This is a genomic window from Microcoleus sp. D3_18_C4, from assembly GCF_036702355.1.
Classification (GTDB): domain Bacteria; phylum Cyanobacteriota; class Cyanobacteriia; order Cyanobacteriales; family Microcoleaceae; genus Microcoleus.
This window is the reverse complement of record NZ_JAUBTF010000055.1, coordinates 1-18,002: the sequence shown is the minus strand read 5'-3', so window position 1 is coordinate 18,002 and position 18,002 is coordinate 1. Positions and strand designations below refer to the sequence as shown.

At 44.7% G+C, this 18,002-nt stretch carries 15 protein-coding genes and 2 pseudogenes; 12 read left to right on the top strand and 5 right to left on the bottom strand.

Annotation, left to right across the window (positions count from 1 at the left end; translation table 11 throughout):
- Nucleotides 1-91: 91 nt before the first annotated feature.
- Nucleotides 92-1,204: an AI-2E family transporter gene (locus tag QUA90_RS23290; protein ID WP_333447982.1), complete on the bottom strand. Its 1,113-nt coding sequence runs from the start codon at nucleotides 1,202-1,204 to the stop codon at nucleotides 92-94.
- Between the two features lie 146 nt (nucleotides 1,205-1,350).
- On the opposite strand from QUA90_RS23290, the gene QUA90_RS23285 reads away from it, so the two are divergent.
- Nucleotides 1,351-2,301, top strand: a complete 951-nt coding sequence (locus tag QUA90_RS23285; protein ID WP_333447980.1) for an alpha/beta fold hydrolase — start codon at nucleotides 1,351-1,353, stop codon at nucleotides 2,299-2,301.
- 91 nt (nucleotides 2,302-2,392) lie between these two features.
- On the opposite strand, the gene cysS is transcribed toward QUA90_RS23285, so the two are convergent.
- On the bottom strand, nucleotides 2,393-3,931 hold the full coding sequence (cysS, locus tag QUA90_RS23280; protein ID WP_333447979.1) for a cysteine--tRNA ligase: 1,539 nt from the start codon (nucleotides 3,929-3,931) through the stop codon (nucleotides 2,393-2,395).
- 71 nt (nucleotides 3,932-4,002) lie between these two features.
- Nucleotides 4,003-4,167: pseudogene (locus tag QUA90_RS23275) on the bottom strand (Uma2 family endonuclease); the annotation flags it as partial.
- Nucleotides 4,168-4,500: 333 nt separating this feature from the next.
- On the opposite strand from QUA90_RS23275, the gene QUA90_RS23270 reads away from it, so the two are divergent.
- The 4 genes and pseudogenes from QUA90_RS23270 to QUA90_RS23255 form a co-directional block, all read left to right on the top strand.
- Nucleotides 4,501-6,012, top strand: a complete 1,512-nt coding sequence (locus QUA90_RS23270) for an efflux RND transporter periplasmic adaptor subunit (RefSeq protein WP_333447977.1) — start codon at nucleotides 4,501-4,503, stop codon at nucleotides 6,010-6,012.
- Between the two features lie 73 nt (nucleotides 6,013-6,085).
- On the top strand, nucleotides 6,086-7,261 hold the full coding sequence (locus tag QUA90_RS23265) for an ABC transporter permease (RefSeq protein WP_333447975.1): 1,176 nt from the start codon (nucleotides 6,086-6,088) through the stop codon (nucleotides 7,259-7,261).
- 53 nt (nucleotides 7,262-7,314) lie between these two features.
- Complete coding sequence (locus QUA90_RS23260) at nucleotides 7,315-9,201, top strand: TolC family protein (protein ID WP_333447973.1); 1,887 nt, start codon at nucleotides 7,315-7,317, stop codon at nucleotides 9,199-9,201.
- A 51-nt stretch (nucleotides 9,202-9,252) separates the two neighbouring features.
- A pseudogene (locus tag QUA90_RS23255) lies at nucleotides 9,253-9,391 on the top strand (ISKra4 family transposase); the annotation flags it as partial.
- Here the strand turns inward: QUA90_RS23255 and QUA90_RS23250 are convergent.
- Both QUA90_RS23250 and QUA90_RS23245 read right to left on the bottom strand, forming a co-directional pair.
- Nucleotides 9,359-9,559 carry a hypothetical protein gene (locus QUA90_RS23250; protein ID WP_333447971.1) on the bottom strand — a complete coding sequence of 67 codons (201 nt, stop codon included), beginning with the start codon at nucleotides 9,557-9,559 and terminating at the stop codon, nucleotides 9,359-9,361. The pseudogene QUA90_RS23255 and the gene QUA90_RS23250 sit on opposite strands and share 33 nt — an antisense overlap.
- A gap of 152 nt (nucleotides 9,560-9,711) precedes the next feature.
- Nucleotides 9,712-9,843: a hypothetical protein gene (locus tag QUA90_RS23245; RefSeq protein ID WP_333179782.1), complete on the bottom strand. Its 132-nt coding sequence runs from the start codon at nucleotides 9,841-9,843 to the stop codon at nucleotides 9,712-9,714.
- 236 nt (nucleotides 9,844-10,079) lie between these two features.
- Between QUA90_RS23245 and QUA90_RS23240 the strand changes: the two genes are divergently transcribed.
- From QUA90_RS23240 to QUA90_RS23210, 7 genes are all read left to right on the top strand, one after another.
- Nucleotides 10,080-11,444, top strand: a complete 1,365-nt coding sequence (locus QUA90_RS23240; protein WP_333084388.1) for a DUF4912 domain-containing protein — start codon at nucleotides 10,080-10,082, stop codon at nucleotides 11,442-11,444.
- Between the two features lie 164 nt (nucleotides 11,445-11,608).
- Nucleotides 11,609-11,737, top strand: a complete 129-nt coding sequence (locus tag QUA90_RS23235) for a hypothetical protein (protein ID WP_333447968.1) — start codon at nucleotides 11,609-11,611, stop codon at nucleotides 11,735-11,737.
- A 532-nt stretch (nucleotides 11,738-12,269) separates the two neighbouring features.
- Nucleotides 12,270-13,586, top strand: coding sequence for an ABC transporter substrate-binding protein (locus QUA90_RS23230; protein WP_333447966.1), 1,317 nt, complete (start codon nucleotides 12,270-12,272; stop codon nucleotides 13,584-13,586).
- A gap of 199 nt (nucleotides 13,587-13,785) precedes the next feature.
- A complete protein-coding gene (locus QUA90_RS23225) occupies nucleotides 13,786-14,694 on the top strand; it encodes a sugar ABC transporter permease (protein ID WP_333447964.1) in 909 nt (302 codons plus the stop codon).
- Between the two features lie 78 nt (nucleotides 14,695-14,772).
- Complete coding sequence (locus tag QUA90_RS23220; RefSeq protein ID WP_333447962.1) at nucleotides 14,773-15,636, top strand: carbohydrate ABC transporter permease; 864 nt, start codon at nucleotides 14,773-14,775, stop codon at nucleotides 15,634-15,636.
- 139 nt (nucleotides 15,637-15,775) lie between these two features.
- Entirely contained in the window at nucleotides 15,776-16,858 is a 1,083-nt protein-coding gene (locus tag QUA90_RS23215) for an ABC transporter ATP-binding protein (RefSeq protein WP_333447960.1), read from the top strand.
- Nucleotides 16,859-17,191: 333 nt separating this feature from the next.
- Nucleotides 17,192-17,539, top strand: a complete 348-nt coding sequence (locus QUA90_RS23210; protein ID WP_333389715.1) for a hypothetical protein — start codon at nucleotides 17,192-17,194, stop codon at nucleotides 17,537-17,539.
- The last annotated feature ends 463 nt before the right edge of the window (nucleotides 17,540-18,002 follow it).

Genomic DNA, 18,002 nt, shown 5'->3' with positions numbered 1-18,002 from the left:
CGGTAATCACTCACCAGTCATTAGACTTATTGCATAAATATTTTGATTGAGATGCTACCCCCATTTCCTCATTTCCCCATCTTCACCGCTATCACGCCGAAGGTGTAAGAGGTGGTAAGTCAGAATTATTTTTAGCCTGATTTATTGCCTCTCGATGTTCGCTCCTAAGTTTGGGTTTTAAATACAAGTTTTCAATCAAAGCTGCCACTCCCGCAAACCAAGGTGGCACAATTACTGCCCCAATAATTCCCAATACTTGTACGCCTCCCAACACAGACAGCAATTGATACAAAGGATGCACCCCAACCGACGAACCAACAAGCAAAGGATCGAGGACGTAAGTTTCCAAGTTTTGGATGATTACAAATAACAGCAATACCCACAAAAGTACCCAGCCACCTTTAGCTAATGCTACGATTAATGCTGGTACTGCTCCCAATACTGGCCCGATGAAGGGAATCAGGTTTGTCACACCGGCGATCGCACCCAAGCCTAAAGCAAATTCCGGCATTCCCAAAATGCTCAAACCTGTGGTAATAAATATCCCTAAAATGCCCGAAACTAAGACTCTGCCTCGAATATAACTCCCCATTCTTTGACCGATTGGCGCCGCTTGTGAAGCTAATTTTGCATCCCAAGGTTTCGGGAAAAACTGCACCAAACTTTTGATTAATGTGTCGCTGTCGGCAACCATGTAACCTGAAATAAATAATGCTAAAACTAAGCTGAAGAAACCGCCGAGAATGCCTCTGGTTAAACTGTACGATCGCAAAACCAGTTGTTGACTCGATCGAATCAGCCAATTAGTCAGCGATTGAGTGTCCACCAACTGACCTACTAAGGCAGGGGCATCGTCGGTTAGGCGACTCAATACATTAGTTGCTAAGGTTTCCAGGCTTTCAACATAAACTGGTAGCTGCCGCAGCAGTAACTCTATTTGTTCGATTACCGTTGGCCCGATTAACACTACCGTCCCGCTAAATCCGCCGATGAGAGTTAAATAAACCATAATCACCGCCAGCCAGCGGGGAACGCGCATGGTTTCGGCCCAATTCACGATCGGGACGATCGATGCGGCCAGCACAACTGATATCATCAGAATTACTAGCAGGCTCCGCAATTGCCACAGCAGGACTAGGAGCAAGGACGATGCTACAATTAGCAGCAAGTTAGGTAAAGAAATAGTTATCCGCTGTTCTGACATGATTAAGTAATCAAGGTTTGTATTCGGGCTTATGTCATCCCGCAGGGCGGGTTTATTTATATTCTCATTTACCAAATATATGTCGGGTAAAACCCGCACTTACTCATATTATAATAAAAAGTAACATCGGTTCAAAAAAAAATAATATGCAACCCCCATATTCAACCCAAGATTTCTCCACCATCTCATCTATCAAATCCCCAACGCTGTTTTACGAATGGCAAAATTATCGCTGTGCTTATGAAGTTTATCACCCAACTACTGCGACAGAAGATAGCATCCCTTTGTTGTTAATTCATCCGATAGGAGTTGGTTTGTCAAGAATCTTTTGGCATAGATTTTGTGAGAGTTGGTACAAAGCAGGGAACACTAATCCGATTTATAATCCCGACCTTTTGGGCTGCGGCGATTGCGAAATGCCGGCTGTGGCTTGCTATCCAGACGATTGGGCCGCACAGTTGCAGTATTTCTTGGAAACTGTAGTCAAAAAACCTGCGATCGTACTCGTGCAAGGTGCTTTACTGTCTGTAGGCTTGGCTTTAGCAAAAATGCAGCAGGAAAGGGGCTCAAATTTAATTCGCGGCTTAGTCCTCGCAGGGCCTCCCGCTTGGGCGGTAATGAACAAACATTCGACCGAAAGACAGCAACGGATTGTCTGGAATTTGTTAAATTCTCCCTTGGGAAATGCTTTTTACCGCTACGCCAGACGCGCTGAGTTTTTGCGTTCTTTTTCTGTGAAACAACTGTTTGGCGATGCGGCAAAAGTTGACAGCGAATGGTTGGATGCTTTGCAGGCTGGGGCGGCAAATCCTGACAGCCGTCACGCGGTTTTCTCGTTTTTAGCGGGGTTTTGGCGCCAGGATTACAGCGATACGATTCAAAAGTTCGATCGACCCGCACTCATTGTGATGGGAGAAAAAGCCTCAAGCATCAGTCAAGCGGGTAAGGAAGAGAAACCGGATGAAAGATTAGCGCAATATTTAACAACTTTTCCCCATGCTGAAGGTTTATTAATGCCGGGGCGCAATGTTTTACCCTACGAATCAACCGCAGAATTTGTCGCGGCTGTTGCGGAGTTTGTCAATGGGAGTTTTTAACCGCAGATATCAGCAGATGAACACAGATGAACGCGGATGGAATTTCATCTGCGTTCATCCGCGTTCATCTGCGGTTAAAAAACTCTAAATTTCAACTCCTGTGCCAGATGGTTGTACCATCCTTTTGATCGATCAAAGTAATCCCATTATCCTTAAGTTCGTTGCGAATGCGATCGCCCTCAGCAAAATCCCTCGCTTTTCGGGCATCTTTCCGCTGCTGAATCATCGCTTCAATCTCCGCATCACTCAAACCGTCAACAGCATCATTGCTATCACTTTCCGGCTGAACTTCTAAACCCAAAACTCCCGCCAAACTCACCAAAGTTACCCATTTTTGCTGCAACAAATCTGGCGAAGTTTCTGTTTTTCCCTGATGCACTAAAATATTGCCTTCTTTGGCCAATTCCTTAGCCAATTCAAACAAAACCGTCACAGCGCCGGGAGTATTGAAATCATTGTCCATCGCTGATTGGAATTCCTGCACAGCTTTGCCATCCTGTCCAGTTTTCTCAACGTCCCAACTTAGTTGAGAATTATATCGAAGGCCAAACAGCAAACCTTCATTGATGGTATTCCAGCCATTTCGAGCGCTAGCGATCGCCTCTTCGGTAAAATCAATTTGACTGCGGTACTGCGCCATCAACGCAAACAGCCTCACCGCCATCGGTTCCACCGCTTTTGACTTCTCGCTTCCTTCCTTCTTACTCCCCCCCTTACCAAGGGGGGGCTGGGGGGGGTTAGATTCCAAATCACCCGACCAATTCCCCTCCAACAAATCGCGAATTGTAATAAAATTGTGCAAAGATTTCGACATCTTTCTGCCATTGACAGTCACAAAAGCATTGTGCATCCAATAATTAGCAAGTGACTTGCCCGTCGCGGCTTCAGATTGAGCAATTTCGTTTTCATGGTGCGGAAAAGTTAAATCGGAACCGCCGCAGTGAATGTCAATTGTTTCGCCCAAGCAATCGCGCACCATCGCCGAACATTCGATGTGCCATCCGGGGCGACCTTTTCCCCAAGATGAATCCCAAGCAGGTTCTCCCGGTTTAGCACTTTTCCACAGGGCAAAATCAGAGGAATCTTGCTTTTTTTGAGCTTCTATTTCTGCGGTTTCCAATCTACCGCTAGCCCCTGCCTGCATTTCTTCCAACTTGCGGCCGGAAAGTTTTCCGTAATCGGCAAACTGCCTCACCTTGTAGTAAACGTCGCCGCCAGACGCATAGGCATAACCTTTATTTTCTAATTCGTGAATCAGCCGTTTAATGCCGTCCATTGTATGGGTGGCGCGGGGATATTCATCGGCCCTGAGAATATTCAGCTTGTCCATATCTACAAAATATTCCTCGATGAAGCGTTCCGCCACGGCTTCCATTGTGGAATTGGTTTCGCGGGCGCGGTTGAGAATTTTGTCGTCAATATCTGTAAAATTCTGCACGTAGCGCACATCGTATCCCCGCCACATCAGATAACGCCGCACCATGTCCCAAACAATGTAAGCGCGCGCATGGCCGACGTGGCAGTAATCGTATACCGTAACGCCGCAGCAGTACATCCGCACCTTTGGGGGTTCGAGGGGTTCAAAAGGTGATTCGCGACGGGTCAAGCTGTTGTAAAGCGTTAGGGGCATGGGATTTGAGATTTGGGATTGAGGTACTGCTCTAATTTATTATATTGCTGTTGGTGAATCTTGCGGTGTCATTACCAAACATCTGTTAAATCTAAGACAAATCCCGGTAACACATCTTCCCCTGACAAAGTGCTGGGATTATCTAATATTTCCCCATCCTGATTTTGTCTGTATATCTCGACTTTCTGGTTTTTGCGATCGATTAACCATCCCAAAATGGCTCCATTTGCGATGTATAGCGGTTCTCAAGAAAGTGAAATACACGGGCTAGTTCGATGCCCCATGCTTTTATGCCCGATGCCCAATCCCCAAGAGCACCTCATGTTACTGAGAAAGGCTATATTCCAGCATTTTTTCTGGCAATGGTTCCAGGTTGTCAGACTTAGAACGCAATACAGATTCAGAAGAAATAGCGACCTTAGAAGGGAAGAGAGAAAGTAGTACGTCAACAGATGCTAGAATATGTCAGCCCCAAAGTTGCCTTTTTTTATCCAAACAGTAACCAAAACGGTTAAAGGGCGATCGCGCACGCTTAACAGTTATTTACAGTTTGTAGGGGGGAGTTGACAGTGAAATATAAAGAAAAAAATAGTTTCAAAACAGGAGTCAAATGGCTACTGTGGTCTAGTTTTCTCACTCTAGGCATCGGCGGCTTATTTGCCTACGGGTTATATCAAAATCGACCTCCCGAACCCATAGGAGTGCGCTTGATACCCGTCAAACTTGGCGATATTGAAGATACGCTTAATGAAAGCGGCACTATTGAATTGGCTGGTCAACAAACTCTTAAATCTCCCGTTGATGCTACTGTTGATGAAGTGTTAGTAAAAATCGGGCAAAATATCACATCGGGTCAGAACTTAATCACTCTTCGTAATCCCCAAAAACAAACAATTCTCAGCCAGCAAGAGTTGGCGATTCAAAAAGAAAAACTCACTCTAGAAAGCTTACGCCAAAAACTTGTCGCAGCCCAGGAAACGCTCAGTATCGCCCAAGGGAGAGTTCAAAATTATAAATCCGGGCAAAATAACAATTTATTAGAAATTAAAAAACAGGAAATTGCCTTAGCAAATAATCGCAAAAAAGTTGTTGACGCTGAGGTGGTTTTGGCTGCTTCTGAGCGGAAACTTACCGAGCAAAAAGCCTTATTTGCAAGAGGTTATATTGCGGGAAATGAAGTGCGATTCCAAGAAGACGAAGTTCGCAATGCTAAAGTCAGTTTACGAAACGCACAGTCTCAAATCAACACCGATCTGCTCGAACTCAAAAGTCGGCAAATTCAGCGACAAGATAAAGAGCAAGAACTTCAGCAACAAGTGATCGCTGCTCAGTCAGGAGTGCGACAAGCTCAGTTAGATTTTGCTACAAATAGCCCCAATCTCCAAAGCTCTCTGCTTGAGTACCGAGAAAAAGAACAGGAACTAAAAAACAATGTGGTGACTGCATCTATTGATGGCAAGGTACTTAATATTCAAGTTAAAAATGGCGACGGAGTGCTGCGTGGAACAGAGCTTTTGACATTAGGCGACCCTTCACAAGAACTGGTAAAACTACAGCTTTCTACGCTCAATGCTGCTAAAGTTAGACCCAATCAGTCCGTTCGCATCAGCATTATTGGTCCCAATTCTAAGCAGTTTTCAGGAAGAGTAGAAAGCTTGTATATTCTTGCTCAAAGTGGTGATAGTAAAGGAAATGACGGCTCTAATCAAGGCAGTCAACCAACGGTTCCTGCAACAGTAAGACTCGATGCTCCAAGCCGGACTTTGATTCCAGGGAGTCAAGTGAATGTGGAGATCATGTTGCAGCAGCGCCAGAAGGTAGTAGTTTTGAATACGGAGGCAATTGTGCGATCGGAGTCTAAGCCTTTTGTGTGGATTCGTGACAGTCAAGGCAAAGCCCAGAAACGGTCAGTTACATTAGGTTTAGAAGGATTAACTCAGGTGGAAGTAACTTCCGGTTTGCGGCCAGGTGACAGTGCTGTGATACCCCCTCCTGAACCTTCCTTAAAGCCAGGAACTCCTATTCAGGAAGAAAAAACAACTAAAAACAAAGAAAAAACAGACGGTGACGATCTGGAATAAAAATTAAAGAGTAGGATCAAATCAGCTAATTTTATTAATGTACGAAATGGTGATTTTTGATTTTTAATTACTTATGAGCCTTTCTCCTTTAGACCTCCTCCGCCTTACTTGCATTTCCCTAAGTGGCAATCTTTTGCGATCAGCCCTAACTACAGTCGGAGTTTTTATGGGTGTAGCTGCGGTCAGCGCAACGCTGCAAGTAGGCAATATTAGTCGCGCCGTGATTGCTGAACAACTAGCCAAGCAAGAAGCGCCTCAAGTTAAAATCTTTATGTGGGATGGCTTAGGTTTGAAGTTAGAAGATATGGAATTTTTGCGGCAGCGGCTGAACAGCATTCAGGCGATTAGCGCATCAAATGGGTTCTATTTCGAGGGCGGCAAAGTTGTATTTCAGGCTGAAGAAGCAGAACCAGAGATGATTGCCGTTTCTCAGGACTATTTGCTGACATCGGGGCGGCAGTTAATGGGGGGACGGTTTTTTTCGCCTACTGATTTTGCTGACTATCGACCAGTAGTGGTAATCGATGAATTGCTAGCCACAAAACTTTTTAAAGGTGACGCGGAACCTGTAGGTCAACGGATTTATGCTGCTCGCAGACCTTACATTATTGTCGGCGTGATGGAGAGCAAGCAAGGTTCTTTTGGCAAACCAACAGGTGAAATGTTGGTGTCGATGTCGGTTTACAAGGCTATAACAGGGAGCCAGAGAATTAACTCAATTTCGGTGCGTCCTTACAATCTCAAAGATATTAAAGGGATGGAAAAGCAGGCAAAAAAGGTGTTGAAGCAGCGCTTTCCAAAGGCAGAGGTTTATGTTTTGAACAATATTAAGAAAATTTTGGAGCAGCAGGAAACTCTGGAACTCTCTTCGCGGGGACTATTGGCGGTGGGGGTAATTTCGCTATTGGTGGGAGGGGTTGGTATTGCTAATATTACGATCGCGGCGGTGATGGAACGTACCCCCGAAATTGGTTTGAGACGTGCGATCGGAGCTACTCAGCGGGATATAATGTTACAGTTTATTTTAGAAGCAGTTATTTTAAGTTTAGTGGGGGGAATTGCTGCTATTGTGACGGTACACGGGTTAACGGTGGTAGTTGCGAATACTTTTAAGTTGCCTTATAAATTTGACAGCAACACAGCAGCTTTGGCTTTAGGATCGGCATTAGCTGTGGGAGTGGGAGCTGGATTTCTCCCGGCTCTGCGAGCTAGTCAACTCGATCCTGTTAAAGCGCTGCGTCAAGGGTAGTCATCCCGTAGGAAATCGCCAGAGCATTACTGGCAGAAATAACTGGAGTTAGCATGACTGAGCAACCGCACGAAGATTATCTCCCAAATAGCGATTCCCCTGCTCGCTACGATATTCCTTGGATATTTCGTTTTAGCCTAGTTATGCTTGCAATCTGTGGGCTATTGGCGATATTTGCTGTTGCTTTTAAGTCGAGTTCAACAGTCAAAAGTGATGTTAGCTCTAAATCTGCGATCGCGCCCAAAATTCTGCCACTTCCCACTGAAAAATATCTCCCACACCTCCCAAATTTACCACAAAATCAGGCGCTCATTAAACCCCCAAATCAGAGAGAAACGCTAACTACAAACCAGAGAATAGTTATTCCTCAATTCCCGCGAGAAAATCCAACAAGTAAAATCAAAGACTCACCAAATCCCAATTCCCAAGTATTAACAACTTCTACTCAAAAAAAAACTGTTCAACCAGAATTAATAGTTATTTCTGAATTTCCACAAAATCCAGAAATAACATCAGAACCAATACCTAAAAATAGCCAAAATTCAACTATTCAAAAGCAATCTATAGCGGATGAATTAGGGGTTGAACTGACACTAGCGGAAGTTGTATTTTTAGGCTTAGAAAACAACAGAGATATCAAAAATAAATACCTCGAACGCATCGCCCAAAAACAAGATTTAGCCGTAGCAGAAGGCTTATTTGTCCCTATTTTTACACCGAAACTGTCCGTGTCATCAATTCGTTTGAGGAATGGGGGAAGAGTCGCCACTACTGGCGAAGTCGATTTATCTGCCCAGGTGAGTGTCAAAATTCCCACAGGAGGAAATATAAGTTTTGTGTGGAGTGGTAAACAAGGACAAGATGCTAATAATTTTGGCATTAATAGTGAAGGTTCTTTAAGTCAAAATCTAACGTTAAATTTTACGCAACCTTTGTTAAGGGGAGCTGGAGTTGCTGTCAATCGAGCACCAATTGAGATTGCTCGCCTGAGTGAAAAAATAAATACTCTGAGTTTGAAATCGACGCTAATTAAGACAATTACTGAAGTAATTTTAACCTATAGAGAGTTGATTAAGGCTCAGGAACAAGTTAAAATTTCACAAAGTTCTCTGGAAATTGCCCGTCAAGAATTGGAGACTAATCAGGTTTTGATTGAGGCAGGAAGGCTAGCAAAAGTTGAGATTTTTACAAGTGAAAAAGCTGTGGCAGATCAGGAAGTGACAGTATTAGCTAGTGAGGAGCAACTGAAGAAGGCAAGATTAGCACTGCTGCAAGTTCTAGACCTCGATCGCAATCTTAATATCACAGCAAGAGAAGCTGCTGCTGTACAGACTAACCCTCTGGATTTCTATAAGATTCTACCATTAGCTCTGTCAAATAGTCCTGATTACTTACAAGTACAGCTCGACCGGGAAATCGCTAAATATAAGTTGCTCGTAGCGGAAAATAATCGAAAATGGAAATTGGATGTCAATGCAAGTATTAATAATAATGCTACTAATCTTTCAGACAGCAGCTCTGATTGGAGAGCGGGACTGGTTTTAACTCGCGAATTGGGAAATAGAGGAATTGAGCGAGATTTTCAGAATAGTCGTGTTAACCTATTACAAGCTGAGAATATTTTAAAGGAGTACAATCAAAAGCTGGAATTTGAGGTCAGAAATGCAATTAGAGATATAAATTTGAATCTTAAGCAAGTAGAACTAGCTCAAAGGTCAAGGGAGTTAGCGCAAAAGCAATTAGAAATAGAGAAAGACAAGAGAAGATTGGGAGTGGGAAGTTCTCGGAGTATCGATATTGTGAATTTTCAGAAGGATTTAATAGAGGCTAGAAATGCCGAACTTAATGCGAGAATTGCCTACTTTAATGCTTTGACAAATCTTGATAAAATAATAGGTACTACTTTGGAGACTTGGCAGGTGAGGATTGAAAATGAATAATGATGTTAGTTAGTTGTTATCGGATTGAATGAGACTTGTCAGTAATTCCCACTAGCCTCCATCGGAGCGGGAGCGGTAGAATTAGCCGTCAAGCAAATAGGTACAAGGCTAAAAATTTCATTCTTCACAGTAGAAATCTGAAAGTGTTTCTCAAATGTTACAACTGCGTTGTGCCTACTTGAATGGTTAATTTGCAGTCTAATATTTTTGCAAAATCGGGATGCTCCCGCGAAGCCTTCTTGTTAGAAGGATTATATAGAAAGTCTTCCACTTTGTCATATTCGCAAAGACATATCCATTCTAAACGATCGCCCCCACCCTCCAAACCCATCAAAAGCCCCCTCTCCCCATTTGTCATCACATCCTGACATTCGCTTCAACACCGATCCCCCAAATCTCCCGAATGTCAAGATTCCCTGACATATTGATCCCCAAAATCACGAAAATGCGTATAAGTACCCAGGATTGAGGCAAAAGACCCCTTGACCCGATCGCAACTTGTCTGCAACATTAAGTCATGACAAAGCGATCCCAAAGAAATGCTTCGATTAAGCAGCCCTGGGAGTCGAATAGCGCGTGTGCTGCCAGCACAGCGTTGCTAGCAGCACCGATCGCACTCACAAAATCGATCTTGTCAATCAAGAATCGACAGATAAAGCTTTATTCAGATCGGACGGTGCGCGCAGAAGCCAATAAGTCCAAACCCCCGATCGCATCGGGAAAAGACAAGCTAAAAACAAGCAAGGCTTCAAAGGTTGGAGAGATTTGGAAGCTCGATAATATGTAGATTTAAAAGAGTTTCTAACTCAAAAAGTCAACACATTTGTGTTGAAAGGAAAAATCTAACCCGCAATCCTAAATTAGTGGAGAACCAACTCATGGCAAAAGAACGCCCACCATTAGAAGAGATGACTTTGCGACAACTCCGCAGAGTTGCTAGCGAATGTGGAGTCTCTCGCTACAGCCGAATGCGGAAATCGCAACTCCTGGCATCAATTCAAGAAATTCAGCGCACCAAATTTTCCTACAGCCCATCTCGCAAACTAGAGGCACAAGAAGCAGTGGAAGCAGCAAAGTTTGAACTAGGTCAAGAAGATAGAACAGGCGGTTCTTTGTCGTCTGTAGATGAAGGTTTAGCAGATTTGCCCAACGGCTACGGCGAAAGCCGGGTGGTGTTAATGCCACGCGATCCAGAATGGGCCTACACTTACTGGGACATTCCCAACGATCGCAAAGAAGAATTGCGCCGCCAAGGAGGACAACAACTCGCCCTGCGGATCTACGACGTTACAGATGTTAACCTCGACATTCAAAGCCCGCACAGCATTCAAGAATATCCCTGCGACGAATTGGCGCGGGAATGGTACGTGCCAATCCCCGTGAGCGATCGGGATTACGCGATCGACATCGGCTACCGCTGTGCAGATGGCCGCTGGCTGGTATTAGCTCGATCGGCAGAAGTCCGCGTTCCTCCCGTCTATCCCAGCGACTGGATTGAAGACCAATTCATCACCCTCGACTGGGAAGAAGAATTGCAAGGCAAAACCTTCGCCGAACTGGTTCCTCCGGCAAAGAAAATGGCACAAGCAGCCAATGGCTTCGGTTACAGCACCGAAAACGCTATCTACGAACAAATCTTCGGCATGGCAGAATCTGCCGAATCCCTGCGCGTAGCCGGTTCTATTTTCGGTTCTATGCAGCACGTTGCCGGTTCCGTCCAGCAAGTCGGCATCCACGAACAAGCTCTCAGTTCCTACGTGTTCCCCTCCGGCGTCGGAATGTGGGCGGCTCCCACCATGTCCGGCCTCACCGCGTCGGGTGTCGGTATGTCCGGCCTCACCGCGTCGGGTGTCGGTATGTCCGGCCTCACCATGTCGGGTGTCGGTATGTCCGGCCTCACGATGTCCGGTTTCGGTATGTCCGGTGTTGGTATGTCGGGAGTTGGCTTCGCCGCCCCGATGCGCCCCCGCCAGTTCTGGTTAGTTGCTGATGCCGAATTGATCGTTTACGGCGCCACCGAACCCGACGCTACCGTCTACGTAGGCGGACAGCCGATTAAACTCAATCCGGACGGCACTTTCCGCTTCCAGATGTCCTTCCAAGACGGCTTAATCGACTATCCGATTTTTGCAGTAGCCGCAGATGGCGAACAAAACCGCGCCATCCACTTGAAATTCAACCGCGAAACCCCAGAACGGCGCACCAATACCAAGCAGGATGCTGTTGTGGAATGGTTGGGCTAATCGCAAAGGTTGATCGATAAACGGGCGATAGTGCAGGTTTGTGCCAATTTTTTAACCATCACAAGGCATAGCCTCAGCCGATCGTGATTTGTTAAGGTTAATCCCAGACAACAACCCATAACACCCCCTATACACCGTTCTCCTATTTTGAGGAGCGGTGTTTTTTGTATTTAGAAGGAAGAAGGAAGTTCGGCAGCGGATTCTGTAACGGATGTAACGGATATAACGGATACACGGAAGAAGGAAGAAGGAAGAAGGAAGAAGGAATAGGGAATAAGCTGTTACGCATTTAAATTGGAAATTCGGGACAGGCTAGAAGCCCGTCCCACAAAAGTTTTATTGATTTTTGACACACAATTTAAATGTTGAACAGCTAAGGGAAGAAGGAATAGGGAAGAAGGAATAGGGAAGAAGTTGCAATCAACCGTTTATGTTTGTGCGATTAAGAACGTCCTAATCATCTTGGCGGTTGCTATACAAAACCCGGTTGCTGGGTGTCAAAAGTGTGTAATACAAAATCCGGCTTTAATACCCCGTTGATTCTTTAGTCTCAAGCGAGAGGGACGAAAGTTTGACTCTTGAGCTGTTTCAACCGCCGACTTTTATCAAGTCAGACAATTCTCTCAATATCTATCTGTAGATAGATGTTTACTTAAATCCCATTCTCGCTAGTTAAATCAAAATTTGCACTCTTCACTCAAGCATTATTAAGTAAGCTAAAGTTTACTTAAATTTTTATTGCATAAACTCGGTAAATCCAGCGAAACAAAAGAAAGCGAGTTATGAGAGAAAGAAGGCGATCGCACCGCCATTTCTCAAAAGCAAATGCAAAAAATAAATTCCCCGCAGCAACGAAGCCAGAAGCGTCCCCGTCTTTTAGCCTTATTCGCTGTCACATTAGCCACCGTCTTGCTTTTATTTATTCTGCCGGCACTGACTCAACAGCCAGTCGTGCTCACCATGTTAATGCAAGGTCAAGACCTTGTTAACTGGAAACCCTTTGTCAAAGAATTTGAACAGAAAAACCCCAAGATTCGCATCAACCTCATAGAAGGGCCTTTTGACAGCAACCTCATAGAAAATCTTTACACATCTGCCTTTCTTTTAGGCGAATCGCCCTACGACATCATCAACATGGATATTGTCTGGGTTCCCAAATTTGCAGCCGCAGGTTGGGTAAGCGATTTGACAGATAGAATTCCCCCCGAACAACTATCAAAATTCATCCAAGGTAACGTCGAAGGCGGGCGGTATCGGGGCAAACTTTACCGAATTCCCCATGCTTCCGATGCCGGAATGCTTTATTACCGCAAAGACATTTTAGAACAAGCGAAAATTCCAGCGCCGAAAACTTTTGAAGAGATGGTAAAAATCTCTCAAAACTTGCAGAAACAGGGAAAAGCAACTTGGGGTTATCTGTGGCAAGGCAAACAATACGAGGGAGTATCTGCGATGTTTGTCGAGGTACTCTCTGGTTTTGGCGGCTTCTGGGCAAACCCTCAAACTTTTGAAGTTGGGTTAGATAAACCGGAGGCAATTAAAGCAGTGGAATTTCTCAAAAATACGATCGCCTCTGGCATTTCTCCTCCGGGTGTCACCACCTACGGCGAAGAAGAAACCAGGCTTTTGTTTCAAAATGGCAAAGCGCTGTTTTTGCGAAACTGGCCGTATGTTTGGAAGCTGGCAAATGCCGAAGGATCGAATGTTAGAGGCAAAATTGCGATCGAGCCAATGCTCAGCAGTACCGGTCAAACAGGCGGTTCCTGCTTGGGCGGCTGGGGCTGGGGAATTGCCAAAACCTCAAAACATCCAGAACAAGCCTGGAAAGCAATTCAGTATCTTACCAGCGAGGAAACCCAACGCAAATTTATTTTACAAACTGGTTTAGTTCCCAGTTACAAATCCTTATTTACCAACAAAGAAATAGTCGCCAAATATCCCCACTACCCGCAACTGCTAAAAGTAGTGGAACGATCAGGTTTGCGCCCGCCCCTGGCACAATACGCTCAAGCTTCTGATATTTTGCAGCGTTATTTGAGTTCAGCTTTTACCGGGATAATGAGTGCAGAACAAGCAATGAAAGCAGCAGCTAGCGAAACTCGCAATTTATTAGGTAGTCTGAAACAACCCCAAGCTTCGTAACTTCTTGCTTTCAGAGCGATCCCCCCTAGCCCCCTTAATAAGGGGGGACTGGAACCTTTAAAGTATTTTTTCAAAAGGGAAGAAGTGGAGCCTTCAAAGTCCCCCTTATTAAGGGAGATTTAGGGGGATCGAGACTCGGCTACAAGCGAGAGATACAAAGTCCATCTTATTAATATAAAACGAGAAAAAGGTGAACAATATGCAATTAGACAAGATGCGACAGCGCGAACAAAAAACCGGATGGATATTAGTAGCACCAGCTTTAATAATTCTGATGCTAGTATTTGCTTACCCAATATTGCGCGCTTTTTGGCTGAGTTTATTCACCCAAAACCTCGGTACAGAATTAAAGCTGGTTTTTTCCGGTTTTGCTAACTACAGTCGAATGTTAGGCGACGGGCGTTTCTGGCAAACTTTAGGCAACACCACAGTATTTACAGTCGCCTCTGTTTTACTGGAATTAATTCTCGGTATGGGCATTGCCTTAGTCTTAAATCAATCCTTCGCAGGGCGCGGCATTGTTCGCACAATTTCCCTACTACCTTGGGCGCTGCCGACTGCATTGATGGGAGTAGCTTGGGCGTGGATTTTTAACGACCAATACGGCGTAATTAACGACATTTTAAGGCGTTTGGGATTGATTCAAAATAGCATTAGCTGGTTGGGAGATCCGACTTTGGCAATGATGGCAGTAATTACAGCCGATGTCTGGAAAACTACGCCCTTTGTCAGCTTACTTTTACTAGCAGGATTGCAATCAATTCCCGGTGATTTGTACGAAGCCCACGCCATTGACGGCGCGAGTAGCTGGCAGAGTTTCCGTCAAGTTACCGTGCCCCTGCTGATGCCCCAAATTGTGATTGCTTTGCTGTTTCGCTTTGCCCAGTCTTTCGGCATTTTTGACTTGATTCAGGTGATGACGGGTGGGGGGCCGGCGGGGGCAACGGAGACGGTTTCTATCTACATTTACAGCACGGTAATGAGGTATTTAGACTTTGGGTACGGGGCGGCTTTGGTGGTGTGTACTTTTTTGATGTTAGTGGCAGCAGTTGCGATCGCCGCTTACCTGTTATCGAGAGCCCGCACCAATGCAGCAGGAGGAAACTAAGACGATTTTAGATTTTAGATTTGAGATTTTGGATTTTAGATAACCAACAGTTGCACTTTTATTTCATTGGTATAAATTATGTCGATCGCCCGCGAAAAACCTCCCCAAAAAACCTTTAACATCCGGCAATTAATCTTGCCAATCTCGGCGATATTAATCGTGGCATATTTTCTCGCACCCATCCTCTGGCAAGTGTTAACTTCTTTCAAGGTAAATGCAGATATTTCGGCGATTCCAAACGTCTACATTCCCAAACGAATTACTTTCGAGCATTACCTGTCGCTGTTCCAGCGCCGCCCGTTTGCACTTTACATTTTAAATAGCGCTTTTGTGTCGATTACTTCAACATTGCTGTGTTTAGCAGTAGGCGCTCCCGCAGCTTACGCTTTAGCCCGGTTGCGGCTGTGGGGCGAGAGAATCATCCTGGCAACTGTGACGATAGTTACCCTATTTCCGGCGGTGCTGCTATTTTTGGGACTGCTGGAAATTGTCAAAGCTTTGGGTTTAGGGAATAATTATTTAGCATTAATTATTCCTTACACTGCTATCAATCTGCCTCTGACAATTTTGGTAATGCGAAGTTTTTTTCAACAGTTGCCAAAAGATTTGGAAGATGCGGCTAAAGTAGACGGATACAACACTTTCCAAATGCTGTGGCCAATCGTACTACCGATGACATTTCCGGCGTTAGTCACAACTGGAATTTTGACATTTATTTCAGCTTGGAACGAGTTTATTTTTGCACTAACATTTATGACTCGCGAATCTCTGAAAACTATTCCTGTCGCCACGGCTCAACTCAGCGGGGTGTCAGTATTTGAGATTCCTTACGGCCCGATCGCCGCAGCTACCGTTTTGGGAACTTTGCCCTTGGTTTTGCTGGTTTTGGTGTTCCAGCGGCGCATTGTTCAGGGTTTAACTGCGGGGGCAGTAAAAGGATAAATCGATTTTAGATTTTAGATTTTAGATTTTAGATTGAACTGGTTCCGGGGCTCTTGCTGGGAACGAGTCAAACAACACAGTTAACAGTTAACAGTCAACAGTTAACAGTTAACAGTCAACAGTCAACACTTTAAAAATCATGGCAAAATTGCAACTCAAAAACCTCAATAAAACCTACAGCCCTAAAGTAGTTCCCGTAAAAGACATTAGTTTGGATGTCAGCGAAGGAGAATTTCTGACTTTGTTGGGGCCGTCGGGGTGCGGCAAATCTACCACGCTGCGGTTAATTGCCGGGTTGGAACAGCCGACTAGAGGCGAGATTAGAATTGGCGATCGCAATGTCACTTATCTCAGACCGGGCGATCGGGATATTGCAATGGTTTTTCAAAGTTACGCGCTGTATCCGCACATGACAGTATACGAGAATATGGCATCGAGCCTCAAACTTCGCAAAATCCCCTCCAGCGAAATCAATCGGTTAGTGACGGAAGTTGCAACTTCCCTCGGATTGACGGAATTAATCGATCGCAAACCAGGAAAACTATCAGGCGGACAGCGGCAGCGAGTCGCCCTCGGCCGCGCATTAGTGCGCCAACCGGAAGTATTTTTGCTCGACGAACCTTTGAGCAATCTTGACGCATTATTGCGGGAAAAAGTTAGGGCCGAACTCAAACAATTATTTTCCTCCCAAAAAGCTCCTGTAGTGTACGTAACTCACGACCAAACCGAAGCAATGACGCTTTCTACCAAAGTCGCAGTTCTCAACAGCGGCAACGTGCAGCAACTAGACCCGCCACACTTAATTTATACTCGTCCGGCAAATCAGTTTGTAGCTGGTTTTGTGGGCAGCCCGCAAATGAATTTGCTCGTGCTTAAATGCCAGGGAAATTTTGCTCAGTTGGGCGATTTTCGAGTTCGACTCCCAGATATGCCGACTGTGCCACCAGAAATTGTGTTGGGAATTCGCCCCGAACACGTCGGCTTTGCAGATGCAGAGGCCGGCAAGATGTCTACCCCAGAGGCAATTAAAGGTGAGGTTTTTTTAGTGGAAAACTTGGGAATGCAAAATTTAGTTAGCGTCCGAGTTAAAGGTGTGGACTCAGTAACGGTGCGGGCTTTGCTGCCAAATGACCGCCACTGGAATTCCGAAATTGTAGAGCTGGTTTTTCCGCCTCAGTTGCTGCACTGGTTTGACGTGAAAACGGGCGATCGCTTGCAATAAGAATTTGCCCTGCAGAGCATGATTGATTAAAAATTGTCTAACCATGTGTATAAAAATATGTTTTTTGCTTCTAACTAAGTTATGACTTTAGTTAGAGGTAGAAATATTTGGCGGCTGTTAACGTGATATTCATGTGTGAAAAAGCTAATTGGCTGACACATAGGTGGCGTGTTAACCAGATTTTATCGCTAACCTATAACTCTATTTAGGTGGTTAATCGCAAGTTAAAGCTAAGTTGGCTTTACCTCGCATTAGCTGCTGATTTTGGAGCGAGTCAATTAGATGAAAAAATGTTGAAAGTTATCACCAATTAACTTAGGGAGTATTACTGAGATGAATTTGATTTCCACAGCCATTGCTCGCATCAGTTCCCTGCTTAAGGGTTTTCAAATCAAGAGTTTTTTGAGTGTTGTCCTAGTCGGTTTTCTGCTCCTAACAACAAATGTTGATGCGGGAAGCAGTAACAAAGGTTTTGGCGCGCAAGCCAGCTCAAAGTCTGAGCTCAACAATCCTGAAAGACCCCAAACAACACGGGAATGGAGGCAAGAAGCTCGCGAAACCTCAGACTCTCCCGGCGAACGAGCCCAGAAGATTGGCCAAGAGGCAGGAGCAGCCGTGAAAGAAATGGGGGAGATGTATCAAGATACTGCTAAGAGAAGTATCCGCGAATTAAAGGATTAGTAGCTCTACCTAAAAAAATATAACACTTTGAGAAACCTGATTGCTTTCGGGGCGCAGCCAAGAGTGCTCGCCCTTCCGGGTTTCTGAACACCTGAAAAGTTTGACGTTTAAATAAGTTGAGCTACTTAATACGGCAGACGCAATCAAGTAGGCGAGCATAAATAAACTAGAACAGATGCTCAAAAACCCAGTTTCTCAGGTGAAACTGGGTTTTTGAGTTGGAAGTTTTTTATCTTTTTAAATTAAATCAAATTCGCGTTAAAAAACCGTTGATCAGACTCGGTGGTTAAAACTGAGATATTGCAGGATTCTTAATCAGCATTTCAAGGGCACGCTAGAAACAATGGCCCACAATATAGAATTTCTGCGTAATTCCTGAGGAATAAATATACAGCAAATTCCATGTAAATGTGGTACACTACATTCAGTACATCAGCAGAAAAAATGAAAGCTTATTCGATCG

Bases quoted from the DNA above. Each gene is read 5' to 3' on its own strand.
- QUA90_RS23225 (WP_333447964.1), top strand. From the start codon at position 13,786: ATGCAATTAGACAAGATGCGACAGCGCGAACAAAAAACCGGATGGATA.
- QUA90_RS23210 (WP_333389715.1), top strand. From the start codon at position 17,192: ATGAATTTGATTTCCACAGCCATTGCTCGCATCAGTTCCCTGCTTAAG.
- QUA90_RS23290 (WP_333447982.1), bottom strand. From the start codon at position 1,204: ATGTCAGAACAGCGGATAACTATTTCTTTACCTAACTTGCTGCTAATT.
- QUA90_RS23250 (WP_333447971.1), bottom strand. From the start codon at position 9,559: ATGACAAATGGGGAGAGGGGGCTTTTGATGGGTTTGGAGGGTGGGGGC.
- QUA90_RS23220 (WP_333447962.1), top strand. From the start codon at position 14,773: ATGTCGATCGCCCGCGAAAAACCTCCCCAAAAAACCTTTAACATCCGG.
- QUA90_RS23230 (WP_333447966.1), top strand. From the start codon at position 12,270: ATGCAAAAAATAAATTCCCCGCAGCAACGAAGCCAGAAGCGTCCCCGT.
- QUA90_RS23265 (WP_333447975.1), top strand. From the start codon at position 6,086: ATGAGCCTTTCTCCTTTAGACCTCCTCCGCCTTACTTGCATTTCCCTA.
- cysS (WP_333447979.1), bottom strand. From the start codon at position 3,931: ATGCCCCTAACGCTTTACAACAGCTTGACCCGTCGCGAATCACCTTTT.
- QUA90_RS23260 (WP_333447973.1), top strand. From the start codon at position 7,315: ATGACTGAGCAACCGCACGAAGATTATCTCCCAAATAGCGATTCCCCT.
- QUA90_RS23215 (WP_333447960.1), top strand. From the start codon at position 15,776: ATGGCAAAATTGCAACTCAAAAACCTCAATAAAACCTACAGCCCTAAA.
- QUA90_RS23285 (WP_333447980.1), top strand. From the start codon at position 1,351: ATGCAACCCCCATATTCAACCCAAGATTTCTCCACCATCTCATCTATC.
- QUA90_RS23240 (WP_333084388.1), top strand. From the start codon at position 10,080: ATGGCAAAAGAACGCCCACCATTAGAAGAGATGACTTTGCGACAACTC.